Source organism: Paracoccus homiensis (assembly GCF_900111675.1).
Lineage (GTDB): Bacteria > Pseudomonadota > Alphaproteobacteria > Rhodobacterales > Rhodobacteraceae > Paracoccus > Paracoccus homiensis.
This window is the reverse complement of the sequence record NZ_FOHO01000016.1, coordinates 23635-42946: the sequence shown is the minus strand read 5'-3', so window position 1 is coordinate 42946 and position 19312 is coordinate 23635. Positions and strand designations below refer to the sequence as shown.

The 19312-nt window shown below is 66.4% G+C and carries 19 protein-coding genes and 2 tRNA genes; 7 read left to right on the top strand and 14 right to left on the bottom strand.

Translation table 11 applies throughout. From position 1 onward, the window contains the following. Position 1: 1 nt before the first annotated feature. The 8 genes from BMX67_RS16200 to tsaD all read right to left on the bottom strand — a co-directional run bounded on the left by BMX67_RS16200 (position 2) and on the right by tsaD (position 6467). The gene (locus tag BMX67_RS16200) at positions 2–964 is read right to left on the bottom strand and encodes a 5-bromo-4-chloroindolyl phosphate hydrolysis family protein (RefSeq protein WP_090737217.1); all 963 of its coding nucleotides are present in this window, start codon (positions 962–964) and stop codon (positions 2–4) included. Between the two features lie 171 nt (positions 965–1135). After that, positions 1136–2122, bottom strand: coding sequence for a tetraacyldisaccharide 4'-kinase (gene lpxK, locus BMX67_RS16195; protein ID WP_090737215.1), 987 nt, complete (start codon positions 2120–2122; stop codon positions 1136–1138). Then, positions 2119–3291: a 3-deoxy-D-manno-octulosonic acid transferase gene (locus BMX67_RS16190; RefSeq protein ID WP_090737213.1), complete on the bottom strand. Its 1173-nt coding sequence runs from the start codon at positions 3289–3291 to the stop codon at positions 2119–2121. The genes lpxK and BMX67_RS16190 overlap by 4 nt, the downstream gene beginning before the upstream one ends. Then, on the bottom strand, positions 3291–3536 hold the full coding sequence (locus tag BMX67_RS16185) for a DUF4170 domain-containing protein (protein ID WP_090737211.1): 246 nt from the start codon (positions 3534–3536) through the stop codon (positions 3291–3293). Before BMX67_RS16185 ends, BMX67_RS16190 begins: the two co-directional genes overlap by 1 nt. Positions 3537–3776: 240 nt before the next feature. Next, positions 3777–4193, bottom strand: coding sequence for an EVE domain-containing protein (locus BMX67_RS16180; RefSeq protein WP_090737208.1), 417 nt, complete (start codon positions 4191–4193; stop codon positions 3777–3779). After that, positions 4193–4465 carry a YciI family protein gene (locus BMX67_RS16175; RefSeq protein WP_090737206.1) on the bottom strand — a complete coding sequence of 91 codons (273 nt, stop codon included), beginning with the start codon at positions 4463–4465 and terminating at the stop codon, positions 4193–4195. The genes BMX67_RS16180 and BMX67_RS16175 overlap by 1 nt, the downstream gene beginning before the upstream one ends. Then, positions 4462–5403 carry an NAD(P)H-dependent glycerol-3-phosphate dehydrogenase gene (locus tag BMX67_RS16170; protein ID WP_090737204.1) on the bottom strand — a complete coding sequence of 314 codons (942 nt, stop codon included), beginning with the start codon at positions 5401–5403 and terminating at the stop codon, positions 4462–4464. Before BMX67_RS16170 ends, BMX67_RS16175 begins: the two co-directional genes overlap by 4 nt. Further along, positions 5400–6467 carry a tRNA (adenosine(37)-N6)-threonylcarbamoyltransferase complex transferase subunit TsaD gene (gene tsaD / locus BMX67_RS16165; protein ID WP_090737202.1) on the bottom strand — a complete coding sequence of 356 codons (1068 nt, stop codon included), beginning with the start codon at positions 6465–6467 and terminating at the stop codon, positions 5400–5402. Before tsaD ends, BMX67_RS16170 begins: the two co-directional genes overlap by 4 nt. A gap of 66 nt (positions 6468–6533) precedes the next feature. On the opposite strand from tsaD, the gene BMX67_RS16160 reads away from it, so the two are divergent. The 4 genes from BMX67_RS16160 to BMX67_RS16145 all read left to right on the top strand — a co-directional run bounded on the left by BMX67_RS16160 (position 6534) and on the right by BMX67_RS16145 (position 10556). Beyond that, the gene (locus tag BMX67_RS16160) at positions 6534–7199 is read left to right on the top strand and encodes a uroporphyrinogen-III synthase (RefSeq protein WP_217645888.1); all 666 of its coding nucleotides are present in this window, start codon (positions 6534–6536) and stop codon (positions 7197–7199) included. A gap of 96 nt (positions 7200–7295) precedes the next feature. After that, the gene (locus BMX67_RS16155) at positions 7296–8702 is read left to right on the top strand and encodes a hypothetical protein (RefSeq protein WP_090737198.1); all 1407 of its coding nucleotides are present in this window, start codon (positions 7296–7298) and stop codon (positions 8700–8702) included. 11 nt (positions 8703–8713) lie between these two features. After that, complete coding sequence (locus BMX67_RS16150) at positions 8714–10390, top strand: heme biosynthesis protein HemY (protein WP_090737196.1); 1677 nt, start codon at positions 8714–8716, stop codon at positions 10388–10390. Positions 10391–10480: 90 nt separating this feature from the next. After that, positions 10481–10556, top strand: a tRNA-Thr gene (locus tag BMX67_RS16145). Positions 10557–10829: 273 nt separating this feature from the next. Here BMX67_RS16145 and BMX67_RS16140 read toward each other — a convergent pair. Then, positions 10830–10914: transfer RNA gene (locus BMX67_RS16140), tRNA-Leu, on the bottom strand. 120 nt (positions 10915–11034) lie between these two features. On the opposite strand from BMX67_RS16140, the gene BMX67_RS16135 reads away from it, so the two are divergent. Further along, on the top strand, positions 11035–13059 hold the full coding sequence (locus tag BMX67_RS16135) for a catalase (RefSeq protein WP_090737194.1): 2025 nt from the start codon (positions 11035–11037) through the stop codon (positions 13057–13059). A 30-nt stretch (positions 13060–13089) separates the two neighbouring features. Here BMX67_RS16135 and rocF read toward each other — a convergent pair whose 3' ends face one another. After that, positions 13090–14013: an arginase gene (gene rocF, locus BMX67_RS16130; protein WP_090737192.1), complete on the bottom strand. Its 924-nt coding sequence runs from the start codon at positions 14011–14013 to the stop codon at positions 13090–13092. A 108-nt stretch (positions 14014–14121) separates the two neighbouring features. Beyond that, entirely contained in the window at positions 14122–15840 is a 1719-nt protein-coding gene (metG, locus tag BMX67_RS16125; protein ID WP_090737190.1) for a methionine--tRNA ligase, read from the bottom strand. Positions 15841–16132: 292 nt separating this feature from the next. Here metG and BMX67_RS16120 point away from each other — a divergent pair, with 292 nt between their 5' ends. Both BMX67_RS16120 and nudC read left to right on the top strand, forming a co-directional pair. Beyond that, the gene (locus BMX67_RS16120; protein ID WP_090737188.1) at positions 16133–16795 is read left to right on the top strand and encodes a hypothetical protein; all 663 of its coding nucleotides are present in this window, start codon (positions 16133–16135) and stop codon (positions 16793–16795) included. A gap of 50 nt (positions 16796–16845) precedes the next feature. Further along, positions 16846–17808, top strand: a complete 963-nt coding sequence (gene nudC / locus BMX67_RS16115; protein ID WP_090737186.1) for an NAD(+) diphosphatase — start codon at positions 16846–16848, stop codon at positions 17806–17808. Here the strand turns inward: nudC and BMX67_RS16110 are convergent, their stop codons facing one another. The 3 genes from BMX67_RS16110 to BMX67_RS16100 form a co-directional block, all read right to left on the bottom strand. Beyond that, complete coding sequence (locus tag BMX67_RS16110) at positions 17809–18177, bottom strand: MliC family protein (RefSeq protein WP_175479943.1); 369 nt, start codon at positions 18175–18177, stop codon at positions 17809–17811. 10 nt (positions 18178–18187) lie between these two features. Further along, entirely contained in the window at positions 18188–18625 is a 438-nt protein-coding gene (locus BMX67_RS16105; RefSeq protein WP_090737183.1) for an NUDIX hydrolase, read from the bottom strand. Between the two features lie 82 nt (positions 18626–18707). Continuing rightward, positions 18708–19307, bottom strand: coding sequence for a GcrA family cell cycle regulator (locus BMX67_RS16100; protein WP_090737181.1), 600 nt, complete (start codon positions 19305–19307; stop codon positions 18708–18710). Positions 19308–19312: the final 5 nt, after the last annotated feature.

Sequence of the window (19312 nt, the reverse complement as noted above, 5' to 3'; positions counted from 1 at the left end):
GTCAGCGGGTCTTGTCCCGGGCGTGATGTTCGGTCACCAGTTCATCCAGGGTCTGTGCAGCCTGCGATTGCAGGGGTTTCGGCTCGGCCGGTGGCTCGGACGGGCGAACGCCCTCGCGGGCCAGACGGTCGCGCAGGACCGAGATCTCGATATCCAGATCGGTGCGGTCTCCATCCAGAAAATGCGTCAGCTTGGCGCTGAAATCTTTTTCCAGATCGTCCAGAAAGCTTTCATAGGCCTGACGGGCCGCGCCGTCCTGACGCCGCGAATACAGATCGGCGAATTTCACCGTCGCATCGCGCGCGCCCATCAGGTAGACGCCAAGATAACGCCGCGCGGCTGACAGATCGCCGGGATCCTGTCGCAGATGGTCGAACAGGTCCTGCACGGTGGATTGGAACATGGCCACCCGCGCCTCTAGACGGCGGTCGCCGCAGCGCTGGATCGCCCGGGTCATGTCGTCCAGATAATCCTGCGCCTCGTCGATCATGCGGTCGGCGCGCTGCATCTGGAAATCGTCGCGTTCGGAAATGCCCTTGTCGCGCATCGGGTCGGCCCCGAAGGCCAGCCAATGCAGCGCCATCCCCGCCGCCCCGATCAGCCCGGCCCCGATCCAAGCGCCGGGTTCGCCCGCGCCCAGCCCAAGGCCCGCGGCGGCGGCGATACCCCCGAACAGCTTGCGCGGAATGGCGGGACGGCGGGCGACGCGGCGGATCTGATAGGCGGCCTCGGCCCTCAGGCCCTCGCCGGTCAGCCACATGCCGCCGGCGATCATGCCAAAGGCCGACAGATCGGTGACCATGCCTGCGGGCGACTGAAAGAACGCGGCCAGCAGAAAGGGGGTCGCGGCGATGGTGACCCATTTCGGCCGCCCGGCCAGACGGTGCCGCGTCGGCGCGGGAATGCCGCGCATGTCGTTCTGCCCCCCATCGGGCGAGAATTTGCCGCCGAAACGCTGTGCCATATCGTCCGCCCCTATGCCGCGCCGCCCAGTGACGCATAAAGCGTCAGCATGACAAGCAGATAGAAGCTGAGACGTTGCATCGCCTTGCGTGACATCGCGGTCCTTTCCTGCGCACAGGTTGCGCCTGTTGCATATATTGGCAGCCGGGAGCGAATTGCAAAACCCCAGGGCCTAGCCAAGGGCCGAAAACAGCCGCGCCAGCCGATCACGCAGCGGGCCGTCATCGGCGATCGCCAGCCGCACGGGCAGGGCCAGCACCTTCATGCGAAAGGCACGGGGCAGGCGGGCTGCGTCCTTTTCGGTGGTGACCAGTTGGGCACCGCGCAGGCGTGCCTCGGTTTCCAGTCGTGTCAGCAGGGCGGAGGTGAAGGGCTGATGATCCTCCAGCGGTTCGGCATGGATCACCTCGGCGCCCAGATCGCGCAGCGTGGCAAAGAATTTCTCGGGGTGGCCGATGCCCGCAAAGGCCAGAACGCGATGCCCCCGCCAGTCCAGCCCGGTCCGAAGCGGCCGCAGTTGCGCGCGTAGATGCGGCAATGCGGTGTCGGGGGCAAAGCGGGCCTGCGCGCCGTCAGGTCCGATCGACAACAGCAGATCGGCGCGGGCAAGCCCCCGGGCGACCGGTTCGCGCAGCGGGCCCGCCGGCAGGCACAGTCCGTTGCCGAAACCCTTGGCCGCATCGACCACGATCAACGACAGGTCATGGGCCAGCGCAGGGTCCTGAAAGCCATCATCCAAGATGATCGCCTGTGCGCCCGCATCAACGGCGGCGCTGGCCCCGGCGGCCCGGTCATCGGCCACCCAGACGGGGCCGAATGCGGCCATCAGCAACGGCTCATCGCCGGTCAGGGCGGCGTCGTGATTGGCCTCGTCGACCCGCATCGGGCCGGTCGCGGTGCCGCCATAGCCGCGCGACACGACATGCGCGGCGACGCCTATGTCCTGCAACATCTGCTGAAGATGGATGACGGTCGGGGTCTTGCCGGTGCCGCCCGCGTTCAGATTGCCCACGCAGATGACTGGCACGCCGGCCCGCTGTCGTTGACCCTTGGCCAGCCGCGCCGCCGTCGCGCGGGCATAAAGCGCGCCAAGCGGTTGCAGCAGCCGCGCCTTGGCGGTGGGCGGGGTCAGATACCAGAAGGCGGGGGCGCGTTTCATGGGCCGGTCCTTTCAAGCGCATCCAGTATGGGCTGCGCGATTTGCAGCGCGACACCCGCCCCGCCGGTGCTGACCGTCCAGGCCGCATTCGCCAGTTCGGCGATCAGGTCGGGCTGGGTCAGTTCGGCCACCGCCTGCGCCAGTTTGCCCGCCGAGGGGACGGCGCGGGCCGCGCGGGCCGCGTCCAGATGGGTCCAGTCGGTGGCGAACTTGTCGATATGCGGCCCGTGCAGGATGGCAGATCCCAGCGCGGCCGGTTCGAACGGGTGGCGGGCCTCGGCGTCGTCGCCGCTGATCGTGCCGCCCATATAGGTGACGGGCGCGACGCGATACCACAGACCCATTTCCGTGAGCCCGTCGGTCAGCAATACCTGCACCTCGTCGGTCGGCTCTTCGTCGCGGTCGCGGCGTGCCACGATCAGGCCCTCGGCCTCTAGCTGATCGGACAGCGCGGCGATGCGGTCATTGTCGGTCAGGGCCAGGATCAGCAGGGCGCGATGGGATTGGCGCAGGGCCGCGCGATGCGCCTCGATCACGGCGGGTTCTTCCGAAGGCGGAACGCAGGCGGCGAACCAGGCGTGGCGTCCGCGCAGCAGCTGGGCAAAGCTGACCCGTTCGGTTTCGTTACAGGGCAGGGGGTCGCGGATTTCGGTCACGGGACCGGACATGGTGACGCGGCTGGGCGCGACCCCGATACGGCGGGCGATGTCGTGGCTGTCGCTGTCGGTGACCAGCAGGCGGTGCAGACCGCGCAGCAGGTTGCGGCGCAGATTGCGTCCGACACTCCAACCCAGGTCGCGGCGGTCCAGACGGGTTTCGCCCATGATGACGGGGATGTCGCGTGTCTCGGCAGCCGCGATCAGGGCGACGGGCAGATCGCTGCCAAGGATCAGGATCGCGACCGGTTTCTGATCCAGCAGAAGTGCCGTCATGGCGCTGCGGTCGCGATCGGCCTCGGGGCGGTCGGACAGGTCCAGAATGCGCAGGTCAGGACAGGCGGTCCGCAGGACCGAGGCGACCTGCGCCCGCGCGGGGCCGGCGGCCGGGCCGACCCATTGCACCAACAGCGGGCCATGGCCTTCGGGCCGCAGGATGCGGTCGGCGGGCATGGCGGACCTGTGGCGCAGGTGCAGCCACAGGCCCAGTCGTTCCAGGCCCGCAGCCGCCATCAAGCGCCGAGTTCTTCGGTCGGGCTGACCGGCGTTTCCTCATCGCGCAGGCGGTGCAGATGCGCGATGAAATAGCGGGTATGGGCGCTGTCCACCGTGCGCTGTGCCTCGGCCTTCCAGGCGCCGTAGGCGGTTTCGTAATTCGGGTAGATCCCGACATAGTGGATCTGGCTGGTATCGCGGAATTCGGTGCGCTGCGGATCGACAAGCTCGCCGCCGAAGACAAGGTGAAGGCGCTGCATCAGGGAACCTCTTTAGGTGTCGTTCATGGCGCGGACCCTAGCCCGAGCCGTCGCCAAGATGAAGCGGATTTGGCTAAAACTGCGCCTGTTTTGTGATTGAATGCGCGCCGACCGCGCCCTATCCAGATCGGCAAGGGCCAGAAGGCCGGACCCGAACTTCTGTCGGTGCGGTGGGGCGCCGACGGGGTCGCAAAGGGTCCCGGTCAGGGGTGTCCGGGGCCCTTTCACACGGGGGCGGCCTGCCTATTCGGCGCCCGACAGTTCCATGATCACCGCCCATTCATCCTCGGCGACGGGCTGCACGGACAGGCGGCTGTTATTGACCAGAACCATGTCCTTCAGGCGGGGTTCGGCCTTGGCCTCGTCCAGCGATACGGCGCGGGGCAGCTTGCGCACGGCCTTGATATCGACGCATTCCCATTTCGGATCGCCGGCCGTGCTGTCGGGATGGGCTTCGGCCACGACCTCGACGATGCCGACGGCCTCTTTGCCGATGTTGGAATGATACAGCAGCCCGCGGTCGCCGGTTTTCATCGCGCGCATGTTGTTGCGGGCCTGGTAATTGCGCACGCCGTCCCATTCCTCGCCCGTCTCACCCTTGGCGACCAGGTCGTCCCAGCTGAAGACATCAGGCTCGGACTTGAAAAGCCAATACGCCATCAGCCGATCACCTTTTTCCATTCGCTGATCTGGACGCTTTCGAACAGCCCCGCGGCGGCATAGGGGTCGCCTGCGGCCCAGGTCCTGGCGGCGGCCAGATCCTCGGCCTCGATCACGACCAGCGAACCGCGCATGTCACCGTCCTCGATCAGGGGGCCGGCGATGAAGATCTGGCCCGTTTTCAGGAATTCCAGATGGTCGGCGCGATTGTCCTGGCGAATTTGCAGGGCGCCGGGCTTGTCACGGCAGATCAGGGCGAACAGGGGCATCATTCCTCCTTCAGGGGACGGGTCATCAGGTTGTCCATGGCGTTTTCGACCGAAATCCCGCCCTTCGCAAGCCGGTCCACCATCGCGGCAATTGGCAGATCCAACGCGCGCTGCCGGGCGATTTCGGTGACGGCCCCGGCGGTGGCGGCGCCTTCGACTGTGGTGCTGCGGTCGAAATCGACGCCCGAACCAAGCGCCTGACCAAAGCGGAAATTCCGCGATTGGGTCGAACTGCAGGTCAGTGTCAGGTCGCCAAGACCCGACAGGCCCGCCAGTGTTTCGGCCCTTGCGCCCAGTTCGGTCGCAAGCCGGGTCATTTCGGCAAAGCCGCGGGTGATGATCGCGGCGCGGGCGCTTTCGCCCAGCCCCGCGCCGATCACCGCGCCCGCCGCGATGGCGATCACGTTTTTCAGCGCGCCGCCCAGTTCGGCACCGATCAGGTCGGTCGTGCGATACAGGCGCAGCACCTGTGTCGACAGCTGATGCTGCAACTGGGCCCCGGTCCGGGCGTCGGGGCAGGCCAGCGTCAGCGCGGTGGGAAGGCCGCGTGCGATATCTGCCGCGAAGGACGGGCCGGTCAGCGTGGCGACCATCGCATCTGGACAGGCCTGCGCGATCAGATGCGACGGTCCGGTCAGCCGGGTCAGGTCGATCCCCTTGGCGGTATTGACCAAGGCCCTGCCATTCAGTGCCGCGGCATGTTGGTCCAGAAACGGTCGCAGCACCTGCGCGGGCAACGCCAGCAGCAGGGTCTGCGCGCGGCAGGCCGTTATCAGGTCATCGGTGACGGCGATCCTGTCGGGCAGGGTGACGCCGGGCAGGCGCGGGTTGCTGCGCCCCCAGCCGACATCGCGCCCCCACAGCGTTACCGGCCCTTTCGCCGCCAGCGCGACGGCCAGCGCAGAGCCGAAGGCACCGGCCCCAAGGATGGCCACGCTCATGCCTTGGCGCCTTTCTTGCCGCTGCCCAGCATCGGTGCCGCGCGGTTGTCCAACGGCCAGCGCGGGCGGGCGATCAGATCCATCCCATCCTGCTGGCCGGCGCGGAAACGCTCGATCCCGGCCCAGGCGATCATGGCGCCATTATCGGTGCAAAGCCGCAGGGGCGGGGCCAGAAAGGCGGCCCCTGCCGCAGCCGCGACATGTTCAAGGGCCGCGCGGATGGTCTGGTTGGCGGCTACGCCCCCGGCGACGGCAAGCACGGGCGCCGGCGACAGGGCCAGCGCGCGGCGCGATTTTTCGGCCAGCACCTCGGCCACGGCGGTCTGGAAGGCATGGCACAGATCCTGACGGTCGCTTTGGCGCAGCCCGCCCTGTTCGGCGATCAGCTGATCGCGCAGGCGCAGGGCAGCGGTCTTGAGCCCCGAAAAGGACATGTCGCATCCGGGCCGGTCCAGCAGCGGGCGCGGCAGGTCAAAGCGGCCCTCGCGTCCCAGCGCGGCCTCGGCCTCGACCGAGGGGCCGCCGGGTTGCGGCAGGGCCAGCAGCTTGGCGATCTTGTCGAAGGCTTCGCCGGGGGCATCGTCGATCGTGCCGCCCAGACGCGTGAAATCCTGCGGGCCGTCGACGCGCAGGAACTGGCAATGCCCGCCAGAGACCAGCAGCATCAGATAGGGATAGTCGATGCCGTCGGTCAGGCGCGGCGTCAGCGCATGCCCCGCCAGATGGTTCACGCCGATCAGCGGCAGCCCGGCCCCGGCGGCGATGCCCTTGGCGCACATCACACCCGACATCACCCCGCCGATCAGCCCCGGCCCCGCGGTGACGGCGACCCCGTTCAGGTCGGACAGCCGCAGGCCCGCCTGATCCAGTGCCTGTTCGACGCATAGATCCAGACGCTCGGCATGGGCGCGGGCCGCGATTTCCGGAACGACGCCGCCGAAATCCGCGTGAAGATCGGTCTGGCCAGAGACGACCGAGGACAGAATCCGGCGGTCGCCCGTTACAATCGCGGCGGCGGTGTCGTCGCAGCTGCTTTCGATGCCAAGGAAAACTGTGTCGTCCATACTCTTGCCGGGCGGTGAAATGGCGCTTAGGCCTGATCCCGTAGCACCGTCATGTCTGGAATGCCAATGCCAAGCTTGCCGTCCTGCCCATTGCTGCTGACACGGCCCGAAAGTGATTCGCGTCGGTTGGCGGCGATGATGCCCGATCTGCGGTCGCTGATTTCGCCGATCCTGCAGATCAATCCGGTCGCGCATGATCCGCAGCCGTTATGGGATTCGCCGGGGCTGGTCTTTACCTCGGCCCATGCGGTTCCGTTTGCGGGCGAAGGTGGTGGCCGGATCGCGCTGTGCGTGGGCGGGCACACGGCGCGGCACGCGACGGCGGCGGGGTTTCAAGTAATCGTCGGCGACGGTACCGCCTTGGGGATGCTGCCGCTGATCAAGGAAACCGGGGTGCCGCTGATCCATCCGCACGGGCGCCATCTGGCGCGGGAACTGCCGGTGCCGGGCGTGGTGGTCTATGATCAGGTCGAACAGCCGCTGTCGGCGGCGGCGCGCCTGTTGCTGTCGGGGCCGGGGCCGGTGGTCCTGCCGGTCTTTTCGCCCAGATCGGCGCGGTTGCTGTCGCGTCAGGTCGCGGCGGCAGGGGCGCCGCTGCGCGTGGCCGCGATCAGCGAGGCCGCGATGGCGGCGTGGCACGGACCGGTGGCGGCACAGGCCGTGTCGCTTGCCCCCACGATCGAGGCGATGGTCGCGACCATTCGCCATCTTGCCGTAGCGGAACCAAGGTGATCACACCGGGTTGAGGCGACGGCCTTGCCTGAGTAGGCTTGGCCCAACGATCGACGGCTGCCTTGCCGCCGCAGATATGATGACGGGGACAAAAACGTGACGAAGCCAAGCAAGAACAAACCCTCGCCCCAGCCGAAAGCGGCATCGGCGGACGATCAGACGGTCAGGAAAGACGCGGCCGCGCCCGGCGTGATCGAAAGTCGCGATGTCGGTCAGGGCACCGGCGCAGGGGCTGCGATCACCGGATCGGACATCAAGCCCGCCGATTCGTCGCTGCTGGGTCAGGCCAGCAAGGATCGTCCGGCCGCCGCGCCAAAGGCAAAGGGCGATTCGCCGTCCAGCAATGTCCCACCGGTCGAAAAGGTTGCGGCCGCCGCATCCGCCCAGCCGAAACCGGCTCAGCCAAGCCCCGCTGAACCGACTGCCGACAAGGCCAGCGACCCGAAACCGCGCAATGCCGCGCCGCAAAGCCCGCCGCCAAGTGTGGTGATCCGCAAGCATGGCTTCTGGCCGGTCGTTCTGGGGGGCGTCGTGGCCGCAGGCGTGGGGGCCGGGGCGACGATCTTTGCCCTGCCGCATCTGCCGGCGTCCTGGACCGGGGGGCAGGTTGCCGCCGGGGCCGATCTTGACGTTGATGCAATCAAGGCCGATGCCGTCAACGCCGCCCGTCAGGCCGCGCAGGAGGCCGTCGCGCAGTCGCCCGACGATCTGCGCAGCGCGGTCGAGGCGCAGGATCAGCGTCTGACCGCGCTGGAAACCGCCGAGCCTGCGCAACCGGGCGGCGCGGCCAGCGAGGACGCCTTGGCAGAAATCCGCACGCGTCTGGATCAGCAGGCCGAACAGATCGCGGCGCTGTCGGCGCAGGGCGGCATAGATCCTGAAACTGCCGAACGCATTCAGGCACTGGCCGATCAGGCCCAGACACTGGAACAGCAGATCGCTTCGGCCGCGGAACAGGCGCAGGCCCAGATCAGCGCGGCACAGGCCGAGGCCGCCAAACTGCAAGAAGCCGCCGCGGACAGCACCAAGCGTGCACAGGCGGTCGCGGCCATCGGCGCATTGCAGGCCGCGCTGGATCGCGGCGTGTCGGGCGATGCCGCGCGCCAGCAGCTGGCCGATGCGGGGGTCGAGGCCCCCGAGGCCCTTGCCCGCGACATTCCCAGCGTCGAGGCGTTGCAGCAATCCTTCCCCGAGGCATCGCGCGCCGCGCTGCGCGCCTCGTTGCGCAGTGGCGACAGTGGCGGCAACGCCCTGACGAATTTCCTGAAGGCGCAAACCGGCATCCGTTCGGTCCAGCCGCGCGAAGGGGATGACCCCGATGCGATCATGTCGCGTGCCAATGCCAAGGTCGAAGCGGGCGATATCGCCGCCGCGCTGGACGATCTGGCCGCCTTGCCCGAGGCTGCCCGCCAAGCCCCGGCGATGGCCGACTGGCTGGCCGGCGCCGAAGCCCATCGCGATGCCCATGCGGCGCTGTCCGACCTGTCGGCCGCCACGGAATAAGGACCACGCCCATGTTGTTGTCGTTGCTCAAGATCCTGTTTTTCTTTGCCGTGGTTCTGGCCGTATCGCTTGGTGCGATGCATTGGTCCGAAACCGGGCAGGTGCTGCGTGTCGAATATGGCGGCACCGAGATCGCGCTGTCGCCGCTGAAGGCCGTGGCCGCGCTGTTGATCCTGATGGTCCTGGCCTGGCTTGCGTTCAGGCTGCTGGGCCTGTTCCTGGCCTTCCTGCGGTTCATCGCAGGCGATGAAACCGCCATCAATCGCTATTTCGCTCGCAATCGGCAGCGCAAGGGGTACGAGGCCCTGGGCGAGGGGATGCTGGCCGTTGCGTCAGGCGAGGGCAAGCTTGCTCAGGACAAGGCCGCCAAGGCCGAGAAATTCCTGAACCAGCCGCATATCACCAACCTTCTGACCGCGCAGGCGGCCGAGGCTGCGGGCGACAAGAACCGCGCCGATGTCGTCTATCGGCGGATGCTGGAAGATGACCGGACCCGGTTCGTCGCGATTCGCGGCCTGATGAAGCATAAGCTGGATCAGGGCGAAACGCATGCGGCGATGCTGCTGGCGCAGAAAGCCTATGCGCTGAAGCCGCGCCACAAGGAAATGCAGGATACGCTTCTGGACCTGCAGACCCGCGAGGGGGAATGGAAAGGGGCGCGCGCCATCCTGAAGGACAAGCGCCGTCAGGGCGATCTGCCCAAGGATGTGGTGATGCGCCGCGATGCCATTCTGGCCCTGCAAGAGGCCAGCGAAGTTCTGTCGCAGGGCAATTCGATCAGCGCGCGCGAGGCTGCGATCTCGGCGGCCAAGGCCTCGCCCGATTTGATCCCGGCGGCGGTTCTGGCGGCGCGCAGCTATATCGCGCAGAAGGACTATCGCAACGCCTCGCGCATTCTGGAAAAGACCTGGTCGGTGCGTCCGCATCCCGACGTCGCCGCCGCCTATGCCGAAATCGTGCCCGACGAAACCCCGACGGCCCGCCTGAAGCGGTTCGAACGGTTGATCGCCAAGAACCCCAATGTCGAGGAATCGCATCTTCTGCGCGCCGAACTGTTGCTGGCCGCCGAGGATTTCCCGGCTGCCCGTCGCGCGTTGGGCGATATCGCCGAAAAGCACCCGACCGTGCGGACGCTGTCGATCATGGCCGCCATCGAACGTGGCGAGGGGTCGGATGACAGTGTGGTGCGGGGCTGGCTGGCCCGTGCGCTGACGGCGCCGCGCGGCCCGCAATGGGTCTGCGACAAATGCCATAACGTGATGGGCGAATGGGCGCCGGTCTGCGACAGCTGCGATGGCTTCGACACGCTGACCTGGCGCGAGCCCGAGGAAAAGCGCACGACCGCAGGTCAGCCCGGTGCCGAGATGCTGCCCCTGCTGGTGGGTGGCCCGAAGCCGCAGGCTCGGGCGGACACCGCAGAAGAGATTGCAGAAGAGGTCGCGCCCGAAACCACGGCCGAACCGGTCACCCCCGCCCCGAAGAAGCCGGTGGAAGTCGCCGATGTCGCGCCCGGCATGGTCCCGCGTGAGGAAGATTACATCGAGGTCGCGCCGTCCCATACCGACACGCGCCGCGATGTGACCCCGCCCGCGCCCGAACCGGCCCCCGCGCCAGAGGCCGAGCGGACCCTTGTGCGCCCGGATGTCGAGCCTGTGGACGAGGACGCGTCCGGTAAAAAACGGCCCTAGGCCACAAAGATCGGGGCAGGGCGCAAAAAAGCGCCTTGCCCCTCTTTCCCATGCTGCGGGAACCTGCTATTTCCCGCGCCACAACCGGATGCCGCTGTAGCTCAGCTGGTAGAGCACGTCATTCGTAATGATGGGGTCGGGGGTTCGAGTCCCTTCAGCGGCACCACGGTTGTTTGAAATTGCTGGGAAAATCGGTTCTGATGTTCCTGGCCTCGCAGGTGGCCCCACAGGCTTCCTGTCAGTCTTTGCCGCAGCGGCTTTTTCTTCATAGATGCTAAAACACGGCGGTCGCGGGCCGTTTCTGTACATGACGTGCATCGCATGTCGCGGACAACCGGGCGAAAGAGTTTTGCCACCGCGATTGGCGGGGCGACGCGTTCGATGCCCGTCCCCTTGGACGGCAATCATTTCAGGATTGGCAATCTGTCAGGTCACCTGATGGTGCGGGCGGCGGGAGTCGAACCCGCACGGGCAAAGCCCTAGCGATTTTAAGTCGCTTGTGTCTACCGTTCCACCACGCCCGCGGACGGCGCCATCTTGGCCCGATGTGGCTAGCCAAGCAGCCAGCATTTATCAAGTGGAACCTTGCCCTTGCGGGGTGGGTTGCTGTCGCAGTTCCAAGCCAGTTTAAGCAGGAGGGCGCAATGACCGGCAGCAGCGACCAGCAGGGCAACGGGGGCGAATTGCACCAGCGCGGCGACCCGCGACTGACCACCAATCAGGGCGTGGCGATCAGCGACAACCAGAACAGCCTGAAGGCGGGGGATCGCGGACCGACCCTGCTGGAAGATTTCATCCTTCGCGAAAAGATTTTCCATTTCGACCATGAACGCATCCCCGAGCGGATCGTCCATGCCCGCGGGTCGGGGGCGCATGGCTATTTCGAATGCACCGATCCCATCCCCGAGCTGACCACCGCGAAGTTCCTGTCGCAGAAGGGCCGCACGCCGGTCTTCACGCGTTTCTCCACCGTCGCGGGCGGGGCGGGCAGCATGGACACGCCGCGCGACGTGCGGGGCTTTGCCGTCAAGTTCTATACCGAGGAGGGGAATTTCGACCTTGTCGGCAACAACATCCCCGTCTTCTTCATTCAGGACGCGATCAAGTTTCCCGACCTGATCCATGCCGTGAAGATGGAGGCCGATCGCGGTTACCCGCAGGCCGCCAGCGCGCATGACACCTTCTGGGACTTCGTGTCGCTGATGCCCGAATCGCTGCACATGATCATGTGGGCCATGTCGGACCGCACCCTTCCGCGCAGCCTGCGCATGATCGAGGGGTTCGGCGTGCACACCTTCCGGCTGGTCAATGCCGAGGGCAAGTCGACCTTCGTCAAATGGCACTGGAAGCCCAAGCTGGGCCTGCAAAGCCAGGTCTGGAACGAGGCCGTCAAGACCGCCGGCGCCAACAGCGACTATCACCGCCAGGACCTGTTCGAGGCCATCCAGGCGGGCGATTTCCCGGAATGGGAACTGGGCATCCAGACCTTCGACGCCGAATGGGCCGAAAAGCAGCCCTATGACGTGCTGGACGCCACCAAGCTGATTCCCGAGGAAGAGATCCCCGTCCGCATCGTCGGGCGCATGGTGCTGGACCGCAATCCGGATAACTTCTTTGCGGAAACCGAACAGGTGGCTTTCTGCCCGTCCCATGTCGTTCCGGGGATCGACTTCACCGACGATCCGCTGCTGCAGGGGCGCCTGTTCAGCTATCTCGACACGCAGAAATCGCGTCTGGGAACTGCGAATTTCCACCAGCTGCCGATCAACGCGCCGAAATGCCCGTTCCACAATTTCCAGCGTGACGGCCAGATGCAGATGCATGTCCCGAAGGGGCGCGCGAATTACGAACCCAACAGCCTGTCCGAGGCAGGCGAGGATGGCGGCCCGCGCGAGACCGAGGCGGGCTTCAAGACCTATCGCAGCATGTCCGATCTGGACAACACGCCCGATCAGAAGCTGCGCCGCCGAGCCGAACTGTTCGGCGACCATTACAGCCAGGCGACGATGTTCTATCGCAGCCAGACCGAGGCCGAGCAGCGCCACATCGCCGACGCCATCGTCTTCGAGCTGTCGAAGGTCGGCATCGGCCATGTCATCACGCGCATTCTGGCGCATCTGCGGGTGATCGACGAAGGTCTGGCATCTGCCGTGGCCGAGGGGCTGGCCGAGGATCTGCCCGATCCGGCGACCCCCTTCCGCCAGCCGGTGGAGATGCCGACCTCGGACGCGCTGTCGATCGCGAAGACGCATCCGAACACGCTGAAGGGTCGCAAGGTCGGCATCCTGATTGGCGAGAACGGGGATCAGTCCAAGGCCGACGCGATCCGCAAGGCGGTCGAGGCCGATGGCGGCATGGCCGTGCTGATTGCCAAGAAGCGCGGCATGGCCGAGGCGCAACTGGCGGGCACCCCTTCGGTTCTGGTCGATGCCATCGCGCTGGCCCTGACCGAGGAGGACGCGACGAAGCTGGCGAAATACAAACCTGCCATCGACTTCGTGTCCGACGCCTTCGCGCATCTGAAGGCCATCGCGGCGGATGACTGCTGTCAGGCGCTGCTGGACGCGGCCGGGGTGATGCGCGACGACGGCGTAACCTCGACCGACCCGGATGCCTTCGTGAAGGCCGCGCGGCAGCGCTTTCCGGATCGCGAAGCCAAGCTGTGGTAAGAAGAAGGGGGCCGCGATGGCCCCCTTTGCTTATCCGTAGCTGCGGGTTGGGCGGTCGAAGACCTTGCGCCCCATCAGGCTGCCGACCAGATCGACCATCAGCTTGGCCGTGCGCCCGCGTTCGTCCAGGAAGGGGTTCAGCTCGACCAGGTCCAACGAGGTGACCAGCGCGGATTCGTGCAGCAGCTCCATCACCAGATGCGCCTCGCGGAAGGTCGCGCCGCCTGGGACGGTGGTGCCGACGGCGGGGGCGATGGTCGGGTCCAGGAAATCGACATCCAGGCTGACATGCAGCAGCCCGTTCGCCGCCCGCACCCGGTCCAGGAATTCGCGCAGGGGCGCGACGATGCCCTGTTCGTCCAGCACGCGCATGTCGTTCACGGTGATGTCGGTTTCCTGCATCGCGGCATGTTCCGCCGGATCGACGCTGCGGATCCCGAACATGCAGATGTTTTCGCCCGGAATGGGGTTCGGGAAGGGCGGGAAGGGGGCAAAGCCCTCGCGGCCATTCGCATAGGCCATTGGCGTGCCGTGCAGGTTGCCCGAGGTGGTCGTGCCGACGGTATGGAAATCACTATGCGCGTCCAGCCAGATCACGAATTGCGGGCGGCCCGCATTCGCCGCATGTGCCGCGACGCCCGCCACCGTGCCAAGCGCCAGCGAGTGATCGCCCCCCATGATGATTGGCATCCCGTGGGGCAGCGCGTCCTGCGTGGCGGCGGACAGGGCGCGGGTCCAGGCGATGGTTTCTGGCAGGTGATGGACTGCGGCGTTGTCGCAGGTCTCATCGCCAAGGGGGGCGGGGGTCACGTCGCCGCGATCCTCGACCGTGTGGCCCAAGGCGCTCAGCGTGCCGGCCAGCCCTGCTGTGCGATAGGCGGCAGGCCCCATCAGGCAGCCGGGGCGGCGCTGCCCCTCGTCCACGGGGGCTCCGATCAGGATGCAGTGGGTCATCGCGGTCTCCGGTCCAAGGTCCTGTCAAAGACCTAACCGCTGTGACGGTCAGCGTCCACCTGTCGCGTCGGGGGCGGCACGGCGGGTTCGCCGTGCCGAAAGGCTGGGTCAGGCGCGAACGCCCTTGAAGCGTTCGGCCCATTCCTCGCGGCTCTCGTCGCTGATCTTGGCGAACAGAACCTCGGGGACGGTGAAGGCGTGGCCGGCGGGCAGGGCGGTCAGTGCCGCGCCCGCATCCTGCGGCCAGTCGCGCAGATCGGTCTGCATGGCCGACAGCATGGAATCGGCGGCGAAGGGGATGAAGGGCTGCGACAGGACCGCGTACATGCGGATCAGGTTCAGACCCAGCCGCACCTGCATCGCGGCCTTTTCCGGGTCGGTCTTGAAGGTCGACCAGGGTGCCGCCGCCTGCAGGTATTCGTTGCCCAGAACCCAAATTGCGCGCAGTTCGTGCGCCGATTTGCGCACATCCGTGCGGGCCATCGCGGCGTCATAGGCGGCGATGCGGGTGTTCAGATCCGCGATCAGCTGCTGTTCGACCTCGCCCCATTCGCCGCCTTCGGGGATCACCTCGCCGAACTTGGAGCGGCAGAACTTGGTGATGCGGCTGACGAAGTTGCCCAGCACGTCGGCCAGGTCCTTGTTCACCGATTGCTGGAAGTTCTCCCAGGTGAACTCGCTGTCGCCGGATTCGGGGGCGTGGGACAAAAGCCACCAGCGCCAGTAGTCGGCGGGCAGGATTTCCAGCGCGTGGTCCATGAAGACGCCGCGCCCCTGGCTGGTCGAGAACTGCCCGCCATCATAGGTCAGGTAGTTGAAGGACTTGATGTAATCGACCATCTTCCACGGCTCGCCGGAACCGATCATCGTGGCCGGGAAGGACAGCGTGTGGAAGGGGACGTTGTCCTTGCCCATGAACTGGGTATAGGTCACGTCATCGGCGCCCTCGTCGGTGCGCCACCAGCTGCGCCAGTCGGCCTCGCCGCGCCCGTTCGCATCGGCCCATTCGGCGGTCGCCGCGATATATTCGATGGGCGCGTCGAACCAGACATAGAAGACCTTGCCCTCCATCCCCGGCCAATCCTCGGTGCCGCGCTTGACGGGCACGCCCCAGGACAGGTCGCGCGTGATGCCGCGATCCTGCAGGCCGTCGCCGTCGTTCAGCCATTTCTTCGCGATCGAGGTGGTCAGGATCGGCCAGTCGGTCTTGCTGTCGATCCAGGCGGCGATTTCCCCCTTCAGCGCGGATTGGCGCAGATAGAGGTGCTTGGTCTCGCGCACCTCAAGGTCCGTGCTGCCGGAAATGGCGCTGCGCGGGTCGATCAGGTCGGTTGGGTCCAGCTGCTTGGTGCAGTTCTCGCACTGGTCGCCGCGAGCCTTGTCATAGCCGCAATTGGGGCAGGTCCCCTCGATATAGCGGTCGGGCAGGAAGCGGCCATCGGCGTTGGAATAGACCTGCTTCTCGCTGACTTCGCGGATGAAGCCGTTCTCGGCCAGCTTGCCCGCCAGGTGCTGGGTCAGGACGTGGTTGCGCGGGCTGGAGGACCGCCCGTAATGGTCGAAGGACAGCCCGAAGCCACGCGCCAGCTCGGCCTGTTCGCCATGCATCCGGGCACAGTATTCGGCCACGGGCTCACCCGTCTTGGCGGCGGCCAGTTCGGCGGGGGTGCCATGTTCGTCGGTCGCGCAGATGAACATCACCTCGTGCCCTCGTGCGCGCAGGTAGCGGGCGTAAAGATCGGCGGGCAGCTGCGAACCGACGAGGTTCCCCAGATGCTTGATGCCGTTGATATAGGGCAGGGCAGAGGTGATCAGATGGCGGGCCATATCGGGTGCGTCCTTTTGGGTCGGCGCTTATCTAGCCTTGATGGAACCCGAATGAAAGTGGCCTGCGGGTCCGGTCGCGATCGTGGCGGCGGTCGCCACCGGGGCGGGGTGTGGGGATGTTGTCACGGTTTCGTCACAATGCGGTCGCCGCGTCTTGTCCCGCCGGGTCTGGGCACCTAGCTGCCTGCGATGCCTGATGACCGCCCATTGCCCCGCACCGCCGATATTTCGCCCTTCGCCGCCGCTGATCGGCCAAGGGATTGCTGCCCGCTACAAGGCCCGGCGGTGTAGCATGACGGCACTTTTGCGACAGATCACGCCCAGCACGGGCGCCGTCTTTGGTCTTAGCTGCATGATCGCGCTGCTGGTGGTGCTGACCAGTCTGGTCTTTACCAACGACACCTATGCCCTGTTTCGCGAAGGCGGCCCGATCGAGGGGATGTCGGCGGCGTTCTGGTTTGTCGCCGCGCTGTGGCTGTCGGTGTATCTGATCCGCCAGCGTCGCGGCGCGCTGTGGCATCTGGCCGTTCTGTTATGGGCGGCGGGCATGCGGGAACTGGACATGGACAAGGCCTATACGCAGGACGGTATCCTGCAACTGCGCCTGTATTCGGGTGATGCACCGGTTCTGCAAAAGCTGATCGGCGCCGCCATCGTGCTGTTGATCCTGACGGCGGCGATCCGGCTGCTGATCCGCGATCTGCCGGGATTTCTGCGCCGGATCCCGGCCCTGCGCGCGAATGAATGGCTGGTGATCCTGATCATCGAATTGCTGTTCATCTCAAAAAGCATCGACGGTCTTGGCCGCAAGCTGGCGCCGTTCGGCGTCGAGATTTCCGACTGGACCAGCGATTTCGCGGGACGTGCCGAAGAAGCGATGGAACTGTTTGCCGCGATTCTCGTGCTGCAGGTCGTGGTGCTGGGCGTACGCCGCGCGGCGCAGCGGCTGACCTGATCACGCGGCTGCGTCTTGCCGAGCCGGGACGTGCGGGATAGGCCAGCGACATGATACCTGAATCGGATGTGACCTTCGCGGGCAGTTTTCTGGATCGTGCCGACCGGTTGCGCGGCGACGCGCAGGCCATGGCCGATCATCTGGCCGATCCCCGGACCCATGTGATGCCGATCTGGCACGGCAAGCCGCTGTTCGATCTGACCCCGGACGGTCCGCGTCTGGCCTGGCTTGCCCCCAACGATGCGTTGATCGCAGATAGCCCCGAGGCCCCGGTCTTCATGGGCCTTGATGCCGATGGGATCGCACATTTCGCGGCGGATGTGTCCTATCTGGCGCCGGTGGACGAATCGCCGTCCGATTTCATCAGCAATGCGACGCTGGATCTGTCCGAGACGCGCAAATTCGTCGAACTGCGTTCGATCATGGGCGATATCGACCATCGCGACGCAGGCATTGCCGCCGCCGCCAAGGGTATCTTCGAATGGCGCCTGACCCATCGCTTCTGCGCCAATTGCGGCGGACGCAACCGCGCCTGCCATGCCGGTTGGCGGTTCGAGTGTCAGGATTGCGGCCGTCAGCATTTTCCGCGCACCGACCCGGTGGTCATCATGCTGATCCTTGATGGCGACCGGGTTCTGCTGGGTCGGCAGGCCGCCTGGCCCGAGGGGATGTATTCGCTGTTGGCGGGGTTCATGGAACCTGGTGAGACCGTCGAAGAGGCTGTCCGCCGGGAAACGATGGAAGAGGCAGGGATCAAGGTCGGTGCCGTCCGCTATGTCACCTCGCAGCCCTGGCCTTTCCCCGCCTCGCTGATGATCGGCTGTACCGGTCAGGCCCTGTCCACCCGCATCACCCGCGATCCGCAGGAACTGGAAGATGCGCTGTGGGTCACCAAGGCCGAAATCGCCGATGCGCTGGAAGGCCGTCACCCCCGTATCGCCCCCGCCCGCAAGGGTGCGGTGGCACAGGTGATCCTGCAGGCCTGGGTGCGCGGTCAGATCGACGGCGCGTGATTAGTCCGTGGTCGGTAGCCGGCTGCAATGTCGCTGATTGCCCGAGGTCAGGGTGGTCAGCGTCGCCTGATCGCCCTTGATCCACCATTCATACGCCCCCGACACATAGCGCGCGCCCGAGGCTGCGATGACATTGACGAAGATCCGCGAGCTGCCGTCAACCGGCAGCAGTGCAAGATTATTGTCCTGATCGTTGATGAACTGCACCGTGAAGGGGTCGCCGCCATCGCAGCCATAGGTGGCGCTTGTGACCTGCGCGGTGGGGTCAAGCGGGATGGACAGGCCGATCCCGGCGTGAACTGGCATGGCTGAAATGCACAGCGACAAGGCGATCCGCAGCATGGGAAAGGGCTTTCTGTTCAGTCGCATGCAATTGCCCCTAAAGATCATAGCGTCCCGCCAATGCGCGGCGCAGGATCGTGTCGACATGGGCCGATAGCGGCAGTGCGCCGGACAGGACATGTTCGACCGGCCACCAACTGGCCTCCAGCGCGTCATCCGCGGCCACGGGTTGCCCGGCAACATAGTCGCACTGCACCGCCGCCAGCAGGAAATGGAACTGCAGCGCCCCGTCACTGTCGCGGCGGATCAGGTCGACATTGTCCAGATAGCGGCGCGGCGTGGCGGTGACACCGGTTTCCTCGGCCAGTTCGCGGGCGGCGGCCTGCAGCGCGGTTTCGCCGGGATCGACATGTCCGCCCGGAAAGCCCCACAGCCCCGCATCGGGCGGGTTGCGGCGACGCGCCAGCAACACCTGATCTTCGCGCAGGGTCACGGCCAGCGCGGCAAGGCGGGGAAAATTCGGGGTGTCGGTCACGGGTGCCGCCTTTGGGTCGCGTGGCTGCGAATCGGGGGCCGGAAATGATTCGCCCGGCCAGTGGCCGGGCGATCGGGATGGATCAGCGGCGCCGGTCGCGGCGCGAGCTCATGGGTTGGAAGGCCACGCCGACATGGGCTTCGCAATAGGGTTTTCCGGGCTGGCTGGGCAGGCCGCAGAACCAGAACTTGTCCGTCGCCGGGTCCCCGATCGGCCATTTGCAGGTCCGCTCGGTCAGCTCCATCAGGGACAGCCTGCGCGATTTCTTTTCGACCTCGCGCACCGAGGCCAGCGCCTCGGGGCTGATCTCGTTGGCCGAGGGTTGCGGCGGCAGCGGCTGGCCCGCGGGCACGATGCTGCGACGCGGCTGCGGCGTGTAGGCGGCCTGCGTTGCAGGCTCTTCTTCCGGCGCGGGGGCGGGTTTTGCTGCCACGGGCTCGGGCTGCGGGGCCGGTTTCGGCGCGGCGGGCGCGGGCTTTCGCTCGGCCTTCTTTTCCGGTTCGGGCGCGGCTGCCGGCGCGGCCTCGGCCTCTTCGGTGCGGTTCGACAGGCCCAGACGATGGACCTTGCCGATCACGGCATTGCGGGTCACGCCACCCAATTCCTTGGCGATGGCGCTGGCCGATTGACCTTCGGACCACATACGCTTCAGCGTCTCGACTCGTTCATCCGTCCAGGACATGGCTG